General features: G+C 74.1%; 14 protein-coding genes. 9 read left to right on the top strand and 5 right to left on the bottom strand.

The genetic code is table 11. The annotated features are described in order from the left end of the window. Positions 1 to 74 precede the first annotated feature (74 nt). From AC1DUQ_RS09490 to AC1DUQ_RS09465, 6 genes are read left to right on the top strand one after another with little or no spacing between them, the layout of a single operon-like run. Positions 75 to 689: a nucleoside/nucleotide kinase family protein gene (locus AC1DUQ_RS09490; RefSeq protein ID WP_477061386.1), complete on the top strand. Its 615-nt coding sequence runs from the start codon at positions 75 to 77 to the stop codon at positions 687 to 689. A 23-nt stretch (positions 690 to 712) separates the two neighbouring features. Beyond that, the gene (gene alr / locus AC1DUQ_RS09485) at positions 713 to 1,873 is read left to right on the top strand and encodes an alanine racemase (RefSeq protein WP_477061387.1); all 1,161 of its coding nucleotides are present in this window, start codon (positions 713 to 715) and stop codon (positions 1,871 to 1,873) included. Beyond that, positions 1,870 to 2,400, top strand: coding sequence for a tRNA (adenosine(37)-N6)-threonylcarbamoyltransferase complex ATPase subunit type 1 TsaE (gene tsaE / locus AC1DUQ_RS09480; RefSeq protein WP_477061388.1), 531 nt, complete (start codon positions 1,870 to 1,872; stop codon positions 2,398 to 2,400). The genes alr and tsaE overlap by 4 nt, the downstream gene beginning before the upstream one ends. Positions 2,401 to 2,404: 4 nt before the next feature. Next, the gene (gene tsaB / locus AC1DUQ_RS09475) at positions 2,405 to 3,088 is read left to right on the top strand and encodes a tRNA (adenosine(37)-N6)-threonylcarbamoyltransferase complex dimerization subunit type 1 TsaB (RefSeq protein WP_477061389.1); all 684 of its coding nucleotides are present in this window, start codon (positions 2,405 to 2,407) and stop codon (positions 3,086 to 3,088) included. Beyond that, positions 3,085 to 3,567, top strand: a complete 483-nt coding sequence (gene rimI, locus AC1DUQ_RS09470) for a ribosomal protein S18-alanine N-acetyltransferase (RefSeq protein ID WP_477061390.1) — start codon at positions 3,085 to 3,087, stop codon at positions 3,565 to 3,567. Before tsaB ends, rimI begins: the two co-directional genes overlap by 4 nt. Further along, positions 3,564 to 4,400, top strand: coding sequence for a sulfurtransferase (locus AC1DUQ_RS09465; RefSeq protein WP_477061391.1), 837 nt, complete (start codon positions 3,564 to 3,566; stop codon positions 4,398 to 4,400). Before rimI ends, AC1DUQ_RS09465 begins: the two co-directional genes overlap by 4 nt. A gap of 24 nt (positions 4,401 to 4,424) precedes the next feature. On the opposite strand, the gene AC1DUQ_RS09460 is transcribed toward AC1DUQ_RS09465, so the two are convergent. After that, complete coding sequence (locus tag AC1DUQ_RS09460; RefSeq protein ID WP_477061392.1) at positions 4,425 to 5,066, bottom strand: malonic semialdehyde reductase; 642 nt, start codon at positions 5,064 to 5,066, stop codon at positions 4,425 to 4,427. Between the two features lie 87 nt (positions 5,067 to 5,153). Between AC1DUQ_RS09460 and tsaD the strand changes: the two genes are divergently transcribed. After that, the gene (gene tsaD / locus AC1DUQ_RS09455) at positions 5,154 to 6,194 is read left to right on the top strand and encodes a tRNA (adenosine(37)-N6)-threonylcarbamoyltransferase complex transferase subunit TsaD (protein WP_477061393.1); all 1,041 of its coding nucleotides are present in this window, start codon (positions 5,154 to 5,156) and stop codon (positions 6,192 to 6,194) included. Positions 6,195 to 6,288: 94 nt separating this feature from the next. Next, positions 6,289 to 6,846, top strand: coding sequence for a sulfocyanin-like copper-binding protein (locus tag AC1DUQ_RS09450; protein ID WP_477061394.1), 558 nt, complete (start codon positions 6,289 to 6,291; stop codon positions 6,844 to 6,846). Here the strand turns inward: AC1DUQ_RS09450 and AC1DUQ_RS09445 are convergent. The 4 genes from AC1DUQ_RS09445 to AC1DUQ_RS09430 are packed head-to-tail and all read right to left on the bottom strand — an operon-like array spanning position 6,843 to position 10,121. After that, positions 6,843 to 7,388, bottom strand: a complete 546-nt coding sequence (locus AC1DUQ_RS09445; protein WP_477061395.1) for a hypothetical protein — start codon at positions 7,386 to 7,388, stop codon at positions 6,843 to 6,845. The two genes, AC1DUQ_RS09450 and AC1DUQ_RS09445, sit on opposite strands and share 4 nt — an antisense overlap. Beyond that, positions 7,385 to 7,732: a PadR family transcriptional regulator gene (locus tag AC1DUQ_RS09440; protein ID WP_477061396.1), complete on the bottom strand. Its 348-nt coding sequence runs from the start codon at positions 7,730 to 7,732 to the stop codon at positions 7,385 to 7,387. The genes AC1DUQ_RS09445 and AC1DUQ_RS09440 overlap by 4 nt, the downstream gene beginning before the upstream one ends. 59 nt (positions 7,733 to 7,791) lie before the next feature. Then, a complete protein-coding gene (locus AC1DUQ_RS09435) occupies positions 7,792 to 8,940 on the bottom strand; it encodes a glutamate--cysteine ligase (protein ID WP_477061397.1) in 1,149 nt (382 codons plus the stop codon). Further along, the gene (locus AC1DUQ_RS09430; RefSeq protein WP_477061398.1) at positions 8,940 to 10,121 is read right to left on the bottom strand and encodes a class I SAM-dependent methyltransferase; all 1,182 of its coding nucleotides are present in this window, start codon (positions 10,119 to 10,121) and stop codon (positions 8,940 to 8,942) included. The genes AC1DUQ_RS09435 and AC1DUQ_RS09430 overlap by 1 nt, the downstream gene beginning before the upstream one ends. Before the next feature lie 204 nt (positions 10,122 to 10,325). Between AC1DUQ_RS09430 and groES the strand changes: the two genes are divergently transcribed. Next, on the top strand, positions 10,326 to 10,622 hold the full coding sequence (groES, locus tag AC1DUQ_RS09425; RefSeq protein WP_056089045.1) for a co-chaperone GroES: 297 nt from the start codon (positions 10,326 to 10,328) through the stop codon (positions 10,620 to 10,622). The last annotated feature ends 56 nt before the right edge of the window (positions 10,623 to 10,678 follow it).

The following is a 10,678-nucleotide window of genomic DNA, read 5'->3' as shown; positions in this document are numbered from 1 at the left end:
ACCCCGGGCGGGCCGGTCTCGGCACGTGCGGTGGCCGACGCCCTGCCCGGCACGATCGCCGAGCTGCTCCACGCATGACCCTCGCCCCCGATCTCCGCGCCCGCGTGGACGCCCTGCTGGCGAGCGGTCCCCGGCGGCTCCTCGGCATCGTCGGGGCGCCCGGCGCCGGGAAGTCGACCGTGGCCGCGCAGGTGGTCGCCGCGGTCGGTGGCACCGCCGTCGCCGTGCCGATGGACGGGTTCCACCTGGCGCAGACCGAGCTCGAGCGGATCGGCCGCGCGGACCGCAAGGGAGCGCCGGACACGTTCGACGCGGACGGCTTCGTCGCGCTGCTCACCCGCCTGCGGGACCCGGCGCGGACGGTCTACGCACCCGAGTACCGCCGCGACCTGCGCAACCCGGTGGCGGGCGCGATCGCGGTCCCGCCTGAGGCTCGGCTGGTGGTGGTCGAGGGGAACTACCTGCTGCTCGACGACCACGGGTTCGGTCCGGTGGCGGGCCTGCTCGACGAGACGTGGTTCCTGGCGCCCGACGACGGCCTCCGGCTGGACCGGCTGGTGGCGCGGCACGAGGCGTTCGGCAAGTCCGCGGAGGTCGCCCGCGCCTGGTCGCACGGTCCCGACGAGCGCAACGCCCGCCTCGTCGCGGCGACCGCCGGGCGGGCCGACCTGATCGTCCGTCCCGCCTGACGGACGGTGCGAGACTGGTCGCCGTGAGCTACCCCGCACGCGCTGTCGTCGATCTCGCGGCCGTCCGCGCCAACGTCCGGTCACTGGCCGCCCACGCACCGACCGCCCAGGTCATGGCCGTCGTCAAGGCCGACGGCTACGGGCACGGGCTCCTGCCGACCGCCACGGCGGCCCTGGCCGGAGGCGCGACCTGGCTCGGTGCCGCGCAGGTGGACGAGGCCCTGGCGCTGCGGCGCGGGGGGATCGCCCACGCGCGGGTGCTCACCTGGCTGTACGCACCCGGAGCCCCCTTGCGCGAGGCCGTCGACGCCGACATCGACATCTCGGTCTCCGCACCGTGGGCCCTGGCCGAGCTCGCCGCCGCCGCGCGAGCCGCGGGCCGGACCGCGCGAGCCCACCTCAAGGTCGACACCGGCCTCGGCCGGAACGGACTGACGCCGGGCGACCTGGCCGAGCTCCTGCCCGAGGTCCTGCGCCTTCGGGCGGAGGGTGCCGTCGAGGTGGTCGGGCTGTGGAGCCACTTCGCGTTCGCCGACGAGCCCGAGCACCCGACCGTCAAGCTCCAGGCCGAGGTGTTCGCGGAGACCCTCGAGACGGTCGAGGGCGCCGGCCTCACCCTCGAGGTCCGGCACCTGGCCAACTCGGCGGCCACGCTGACCACGCCCGCCGCGCACTACGACCTGGTGCGTCCGGGGATCGCCGTCTACGGCCTCTCGCCGGTGGCGCAGCTCGGGGGACCCGACGACTTCGGGCTCGTGCCCGCGATGACGCTGGAGGCCGAGCTCGCGAACGTCAAGCACGTCCCTGCCGGGCAGGGCGTCTCGTACGCGCACCTGTACGAGACGCCGACGGACACCGTGCTCGGCCTGGTGCCCCTCGGGTACGCCGACGGCATCCCGCGGCACGCGTCCGGCACTCAGGAGCGGCCCGGCGGACCCGTGCGGGTGGGCGGTCGCACGCTCGGCGTGGCGGGCCGGGTCTGCATGGACCAGGTCGTGCTGGACCTCGGACCGGGCGCCACGGAGCAGGCGGGGGACCGCGTCGAGCTGTTCGGCACCGGACGCGACGGCGGACCGACCGCGGAGGACTGGGCGCGCGTCGCGGGGACCATCTCGTACGAGATCGTCACCCGGGTCGGTGCGAGCGTGCCGCGCGTGCACGTCGACAGCGAGCTCCCGGCATGACCGCGGTGACCGTCCGGCTCCCCGATGCCGACGCCACCCGCGCGTACGGACGCGCGCTCGCGGGCGTGCTCCGGGCGGGCGACCTGGTGGTGCTCACCGGCGATCTCGGGGCGGGCAAGACGACCCTGACGCAGGGGATCGGCGCCGGTCTGCACGTGCGGGGGCAGGTGGCGTCGCCGACGTTCATCATCGCGCGGGAGCACCCGCCGGTCGCGCGCGAGGACGGCTCGACCGGACCGACGCTCGTGCACGTCGACGCCTACCGGCTGGGTTCGCTGGAGGAGGTGGACGCGCTCGACCTCGACGCCGGCCTGGACGAGGCCGTGACCGTGGTCGAGTGGGGCGAGGGGTGGGTCGAGTCGCTCGCGCAGGACCGCCTCGAGGTCACCCTGCAGCGGCCGCGCGGCGGAGCTCTTCCCGACGACCTCGACGACGCGGACGCGGGCGAGCGCGTGGTCACCGTGCGGGCCGTCGGTGCGCGGTGGGCGGACGTCGCGCTGCCCGACGCCGACCCGGTGGCAGGCTGACGTCGTGCCCGTCCTCGCGCTCGACACGTCCGCAGCCGTCGCGGTGGCCCTGACCGACGATGCCGGGGTGGTGCTCGCCGCCCGGTCCGACGCGCAGCAGCGGCACCACGCCGAGCTGCTGGCCCCGATGATCGCCGACGTCCTCGCGGAGGCCGGTGTGGACCGCCGCGAGCTCTCCTCGGTCGTCGTCGGCACCGGACCCGCCCCCTTCACCGGGCTGCGCGTGGGGCTGGTCACGGCCCGCACGCTCGCGCTCGCCCTCGGCATCCCCGTGCACGGCGTCCCGAGCCTCGACGCGGTCGCACTCCAGGCGTCCCGCGTGCTGCCGTCCGGCACGGACGTCCTCGTCGCCACCGACGCCCGGCGCCGCGAGGTGTACTGGGCGCTGTACCGGCTGGTCGAGCCCGGAGTGATCGAGGCGCTGGCGGGCCCCGAGGTCGCCGCAGCCGTCGACGTCGCCGCCGACCCGCGCACGGCCGGCGCGGTGGCGATCGGCCGCGGTGCCGTGCTCTACCCGGACGTCCTGCGCGGTGGACCGACGACCGGGTTGCTCGATCCCGACCCCGCGGAGCTCGCGCGGCTGGCCCTGACCCGGACGGCGGCGGGCGAGGAGCTCGGCACCGAGCCGCTCTACCTGCGCCGTCCCGACGCGGTGCCGCAGGCGGCGCGCAAGCGCGTGCTCGGATGACCGAGCAGCCGGGCGACGTCGTCGTCCGCGCCCTGCGCCCGGCGGACCTGCCGGCCCTCGTGCGCATGGAGGTCGAGCTCTTCGAGGCGGCCGCGTGGTCGCCCGAGAGCCTCGCCTCCGAGATCGGCGGGACGGGGCGCTGGTACGTGGGCGTGGTCGTCGACGGGGCGCTGGTGGGGTACGCGGGACTKTGGTTCGACGGGTTCGACGCGCAGGTGATGACGATCGGCACGGACGCACGGTTCCAGGGGCGCGGGCTGGGGCGACGGATGCTGGAGAACCTGCTGGACCGCGCCCGGACGCTCGGTGCGGCCGTCGTGCTCCTCGAGGTGCGCGTGGACAACGACCCCGCCATCCACCTGTACGAGAGCGTCGGTTTCGAGAAGCTCGGGATGCGCCGGGCGTACTACCAGCCGGGCAACATCGACGCGTGGACGATGCGTCTGGTGCTGCGCCGGGACGAGGGAGGACCGGCATGACGAGGGACGCGGTCATCGTGGACGCCGAGACGCTCGCGGCGGCACTGGCGGGCGACGAGCCACCCGTGCTGCTCGACGTGCGCTGGGCGCTGGGCCAGACGGACGGTCACGAGCAGTACCTGTCGGGCCACCTGCCCGGCGCGGTCTTCGTGGACCTGGACACCGAGCTGGCCGCACCGCCGACTCCGCAGGACGGCCGGCACCCGCTGCCCGATCTCGCCGCGTTCGAGGCGGCGGCGCGGCGCTGGGGCGTCTCGGGCGATCGGCCGGTCGTGGCGTACGACGCGGTGGGCGGCACGTCCGCGGCGCGCGTCTGGTGGCTGCTGCGCTGGGCCGGCCTCCGGGACGTGCGGCTGCTGGACGGCGGGCTCGCGGCGTGGACCGCGGCAGGGCTCGCGCTCGAGGCCGGATCGGTGACGCCGGAGCCGGGCGACGTGGTGCTGGTTCCCGGTGCGCTGCCGACGATCGACGCCGACGGGGCCGCCGCCTGGACCGGCTCCCTGCTCGATGCCCGCGCGGCCGAGCGGTACGCCGGAGAGGTCGAGCCCGTCGACCCGCGTGCGGGCCACATCCCGGGGGCGATCTCGGTGCCGACCGCCGGGAACGTGGGCGCCGACGGCACGTTCCTGCCCGACGACGAGCTGCGCGCACGGTTCGCGGGGATCGACGGACCGATCGCCGTGTACTGCGGGTCCGGGGTGACCGCCGCGCACGAGGTCGCCGCGCTCGCCTCGGTCGGCGTCGAGGCGGCGCTGTACCCGGGCTCGTGGTCGCAGTGGTCGAACGACCCCGCGCGCCCGGTGGAGACGGGGAAGGCCGCGCCCCCCGTCTAGGGGATCGCGGCCTCCGGTGTCCGGTCAGACGGTCAGGGACGCCTGCGTGTAGGAGAGGCGCTCGGCGCGCGGGTAGTGCGTACCGGCACCCTGGACGTGCCCGACGTTGACGACGAGGAGCGACTTCCAGCCGTTCTCCGCGAAGAACTCGGCGTCGATGCCCTGGGCGTCCATGCCGCCCATGGGGCCGGCGGCCAGGCCCGCGGCGCGCAGGCCGACGATCAGGTAGCCGGCCTGGATGAGGGCGTTCATGCGGGCCATCGACTCGCGCTGCTCGGGCTGGCCCTCGAGCGCGTCGGCGAGCGCGGCCATGTGCGGCGCGAGCGTCGGGATGTGCGCGTGGAAGCCGGTGTCGGCGGCGAGCACGAGCGAGACGGGGGCCTCGAGCACGCGGTCGCGGTTGCCCTCGTTCATGTGGGCCGCGAGGCGCCGGCGGGCGTCCGGGGTGCGGACCACGAGCAGGCGCAGGGGGATGGTGTTCAGGGCGGTGGGGCCCCACTTGACCAGGTCGTACACCGCGGCGATCTGCTCGTCGCTGATCTCGTCGGGGGTGAACGCGGCGGCGGTGCGGGCCTCGCGGAACAGGAGGTCCGCGACGTCGTCGCCGACGGCCAGACCGGAGGTGGGGAAGTCGAGGCCGTCCAGGACGGTGGAGTCAGTGGTCATGCACGGTTGAAGCGTCAACTACCTGCGGTTGTTCCGGGCGACGGTGTGGCGGTCGTCACCACGTCGCGGCCACCTATCCTGGTCCGCATGGCTGACCCCCTCGTGCTCGGGATCGAGACGTCCTGCGACGAGACCGGCGTGGCCCTGGTGCGTGGCTACGACCTCCTCGTCGACGCCGTCGCCAGCTCGGTGGACGAGCACGCGCGGTTCGGCGGGATCATCCCGGAGATCGCGTCGCGCGCGCACCTCGAGGCCATGGTGCCGACGATCGAGCGGGCGCTGGCCACGGCGGACGTCTCGCTCGGCGCGGTGGACGCCATCGCGGTGACGGCCGGCCCCGGCCTGGTCGGACCCCTGACCGTGGGAGCCTCGGCCGCCAAGGCGCTCGCGCTCGCCCTGGACAAGCCGCTGTACGGCGTCAACCACGTGATCGGGCACGCCGTCGTGGACGAGCTGGTCGACGGCGCCTTCCCCGAGCGCGTCATGGCGCTCGTCGTCTCGGGCGGCCACTCGTCGCTGCTGCTGCTCGACGACACCGTGCACGTCACCGAGCTCGGCTCGACGCTGGACGACGCGGCGGGGGAGGCGTTCGACAAGGTCGGTCGTCTGCTCGGCCTGCCGTACCCGGGCGGCCCGCACATCGACCGGCTGGCCCGCGAGGGGAACCCGACCGCGATCCGCTTCCCGCGGGGGCTCACCGCCGCCAAGGACCAGGCCGCGCACGCCGCCGACTTCTCGTTCTCCGGCCTGAAGACCGCCGTCGCCCGCTGGGTGGAGGCCCGGCAGGACGCGGGCGAGCAGGTGCCGCTCCCCGATGTCGCGGCGTCGTTCGCGGAGGCCGTCGCCGACGTGCTGACCGCCAAGACGATCGCCGCCTGCCGGGCGCACGGCGTGGACACCCTGGTGGTCGGCGGCGGGTTCTCCGCTAACTCCCAGCTGCGGGACATGGCCGCGAAGCGCTGCGCGGAGGCCGGCATCGAGCTGCGCATCCCGCCCATCCGCTACTGCACCGACAACGGAGCGATGATCGCCGCGCTCGGCTCGGCGGTGGTGCGGCGCGGGCTGCCGCCGTCGTCGCTGGACCTGCCCGTCGACTCCTCGATGCCGCTCACCCAGGTACTGGTCTGAGGACCTTCTGCTCTGTCGCGCCACGACGCTCCGGCGTGCCATCAGGGGAAGGGGTCCCGCGCCGCGGGGCGCCGGACCGGAGGCGGTGGGTGCGGTGCGAGGTGCGCGAGTCCTGGTGGCGGTGGCCTCGGCGGCGGTGCTGGCGGGCTGCGTCACGGTGAACCAGCAGCAGGCCGGTCCCGGCATGATGCACGGAGGTGGGCCGGGTGTGTTCCGCTCGACGTGCACCCCGACCGTCGACCCCTCGGGTTCCACCGTCGCGGTCATGCTCGGCGACGGAGGCATGGTCCGCAGGATGCACGGCAGCGGCGCGATGCTCCGGGTCGTGCCCGCGTCGGTCGAGGCGGGAGAGGTGACGCTGGTCGCCCGGAACATGGGCCGGCGGACCCACGAGCTCGTCGTCCTGCCGCTGGCCCCCGGCGCGTCCGTCGGTGAGCGGCCGCAGGGCGTCGACGGCTCCGTGGACGAGACCGGCAGCCTGGGTGAGGCGTCGGCGCCGTGTGCCGAGGGGGCCGGCGACGGCCTGCCCTCCGGAGCCGTCGGATGGGTCACGCTCGACCTCCCCGCCGGACGGTACGAGGTCGTCTGCAACCTGCCGCACCACTACGCCGCGGGCATGGCCGACGAGCTCGTCGTCACCGACGCGAGCTAGGCGGTCGTCGTCGACGGCGCGCGGCGCGGGTTGCGCGTACCGGTCGGCCGGCTCCACACCCGCCACACGCGGGCGCCCAGCAGGAACGGCACCGTGAACACGACGGCGTAGAACACGAGCGCCTGCCACGTGAAGGTGGTGCCCGCCGACACGCCGCCCTCGGTGCTGGTGAAGACGGCCGTCGCGCCCAGGAACTCACGCTCGATCGTCCCGCCGCCCAGCTGATCGAGCGTGTCGAGCGTCCCGAAGGTGTACGCCATGACCAGGTAGACGACCGCGCCGACGGCGAGGCCTCCCCAGACGGCCCCGGTGTTCCAGCGCGGGACGGGCCGGCCCAGCTCGGTGAGGTAGCCGTCCGCGAGCACCCGCGGGTGGCCCAGGTCCGCGACTGCCTGCCGCATGCCCACCTCGGACGCGGCGGCGGTGAGCTCGGTGCGGAGCTCGCGCACGACCGTCTTGTGCTTCGGGAAGTCCTGCATGGCCCAGTCGAACCGCAGGAGGTAGCGCTCGCGGACGAGGGCGTCGCGCAGGGAGGTGCTCATGAGGACTCCTTCGTGGTGGCACGGGCGAGCAGACCGTCGACCGTGAGGGCCAGCTGCTGCCACGCCCGGGCGGTGCTCCAGAGCTGCTCCGCGCCGGTGTCGGTGGGCAGGTAGTACTTGCGGGCGGGGCCCGCGCTGGAGGCGACGAGGCGCGACGAGATCTGGCCGTCGCGCTCGAGGCGGTTGAGCACCGGGTACAGCGTCCCGGCGCCGAGGTCGTCGAGGCCGGCCTCGTGCAGGCGGGTGACCAGCTCGTACCCGTAGGACTCGCGCTCGGTGAGGAGCGCGAGCACGAGCATCGGGAGCACGCCCTTGAGGAGCTGGGGATCGCGGGGCTCGTCCATGACGCCCACGCTATGCCTAGTAGTAGGTATTGACAAGTAGTGGGCGTGGCCCAGTTCTGCTAGAGCGGGCGACCGGCCTTGAGCTCGGCGACGAGGGAGCGCACGACGGCGTCGAGCTCACCGGCGTGACGCCGGGCGACCGCGCGCTGACGCTGGTACGACGCGCCACGGCGCAGGATGACGCGCACCTGCTCGAGCTCGGCGGCGCAGCCGAGGCGCTCGGCGACGGGGGCCAGCTCGACCAGCCAGCGGCCGATCGCGTCCGTGACCAGCTCCTCGTCACCGGCCGCGTTCGTGATGATGATGGCGTCCATGCCGTACCGCGCGGAGCGCCACTTGTTCTCCTGGGCGAACCACGGCGGCAGCGTCGGCAGGCTCTCCCCGCGGTCCAGCATCGAGGAGAAGTGCTCCACGAAGCAGTGGGTCAGCGCGGAGATCGCGGCGACCTCCAGGAGGTTCGAGGCGCCGTCGGCGATCCGCATCTCCAGCGTGCCGAACCGCGGCGACGGGCGGACGTCCCACCGGATCTCGTCGAACTGGTCGATGACGCCGGTGTGCATCATGTCGCCCACGTACTGCTCGAGCTGCGACCACTCCTCGAAGGCGAACGGCAGGCCCGCGGTCGGCAGCTGCTGGAACAGCAGGGCGCGGTTGGACGCGTAGCCGGTGTCCTTGCCACCCCAGAACGGGGACGACGCCGACAGCGACAGGATGTGCCCGAAGACGCCGAGCATCGCGTGCGCGATGGGCAGCACCTTGTCCCGGTCCTCGATGCCGACGTGCACGTGCACCCCGTAGATGAGCATCTGCCGGCCCCACCACTGCGTCCGGTCGATGAGGGTCGCGTACCGCTGCTTGTCGGTGACCTTCTGCTGCGCCCAGTTGGCGAACGGGTGCGTCGCGCCACCCATGAGCTCGATGCGCAGCGGGGACGCGGCCGCCTCGACCTCGTCGAGGGCCTGCTGCAGGTCGGCCGTCGCCTCCGCGATCGTGCGGCACTTGCCCGAGCGGATCTCCACGGTGTTGAGCAGCAGCTCCTGCGTGATGAGGGGGTGCTCGGAGCCGTCGGCGGGCCGGACGGCCGCCAGGATGGCCTCCGCGGCCTGGCGCAGGTCCCCGGAGTCGGCGTCGACGAGGGCGACCTCCCACTCGATCCCGACGCTCGACCGCTCGGAGTGCGCGAACGGCACCCGCACCGGCACGGCCATCAGACGGGCTCCACCACGAGCACCTGCTGGCTGCCCGCGACGCGCGTGAGGATGATCGTCCCCGTCGCGCTGCCGCGCAGGTCCAGCTGCCGGCGGAGCTGCTCCGGCACCACGGCCGTCCCGCGCTTCTTGATGGTCAGCTTCCCCACGTCACGTCCTCGCAGGTAGGTCCGGAGCCGCTTGAGGCCGAACGGCATCGTGTCGAGCACGCGGTACGCGGTGGCGGTGGGCAGGGGCGTCAGCGCGTCCGAGGTCACGTAGGCGATCGTGGGGTCCACGAGTCGTCCCTGCACCTGGTGCGCGATCTCGCCGACCAGCCCGGCGCGGATGACGGCCCCGTCGGGCTCGTAGAGGTAGCCGCCGACCGGGCCGGACGCCGGACGCTCGTCCGAGGTGGCGCGCACGACGTGGGCCTCGCCGGCGCGGAGCACCAGGGCGGACCGGCCGGGTCCCTCCGGCGCGAGCGGGCCGAACCAGAGGCCCACCTCGACCACGTCGCCGTCGACCGAGACCCATTGGGCCTGCGCGTCGTCGGGCAGGGCGGTGTGCGGGATGCCGGGGCCGAGCTTGAGGCCGAGCGCGGGTACCCGGTCGCGCACCGCGAGGACCGCGTCGAGGGACGGCTCGTAGGCGGACGGGTCGAACACGCGGCTGCCCGACGAGGTCCGGCGGGCGGGGTCGGCGTACACGCCGTCGACCCCCTCCGCCTCCAGGTCGAGGGCGAGCCCGTCGCCGTGCCGCACCTCGGCGTCGGGGAAGTGCCGCAGGTTCACGGTGGCGATCGCCGCGGTCGCCTCGTCGAGATCGATGGCCAGCACCCGCAGGCCGATGCCCGCGAAGGCCATCGCGTCCGCGCCGATCCCGGTGGTCAGGTCGGCCACCCGGGTGCTGCCGGCGTCGCGGAACCTGCGCGCGTGGTGGGCCGCGACGGTGAGGCGCGTCGCCTGCTCGAGGCCCGCGGCGGTGAAGAGCATGCCGTCGGCGAACGTGCCGAACTTCGCGGCGGCCTTCGCGCGCAGGCGCGACTGGGTGAGCGCGGCGGCGACCAGCGCGGGATCGATGCCCTCGTCGCGCATCCGCTCCGACAGGGCGAGCGTGCGGCTCTCGTCGTACGGCGGCAGGGCGGACAGCAGTGCCCAGCCCGCCGGGCTGAGCAGCTGGGCGATGCCCTCGCGATCCATGCGGCGATCCTCGCACGCAGAGACTCGCCAGGACCGCTCGTTGGCACTCGCCTTGACCGAGTGCTAACCGGTTCCTAGAGTGAGTGGCTGGCACTCTCCCGGTGAGTGTGCCAGCAGCGCTCCAGGGCACGGCACCCGCGACGACGTGTCCGAGAGCGCGCACGTACCTCAGAGAACTACTCACATGCGAAGGGGAGGTCCGCTGTGTCGGTCTCCATCAAGCCCCTCGAGGACCGGATCGTCGTCAAGACGCTCGAGGCAGAGGCGACGACCTCTTTCGGTCTCGTCATCCCGGACAGTGCCAAGGAGAAGCCCCAGGAGGGCGAGGTCCAGGCGGTCGGACCCGGCCGTGTCGACGACAACGGCAACCGGATCCCGCTCGACGTCGCCGTCGGCGACAAGGTCATCTACTCCAAGTACGGCGGCACCGAGGTCAAGTACGACGGCGAGGAGTACCTCATCCTCTCCGCGCGCGACATCCTCGCGATCGTCGTCAAGTGAGCTGAGGGGCGCCACGCGCCCCGCTCGCTCGCGAAGGCCCCCCACTGCAGCTGCCG

The organism is Cellulomonas sp. P4_B5_2 (assembly GCF_056402235.1).
This window is presented reverse-complemented; position numbering and strand designations above follow the sequence as displayed.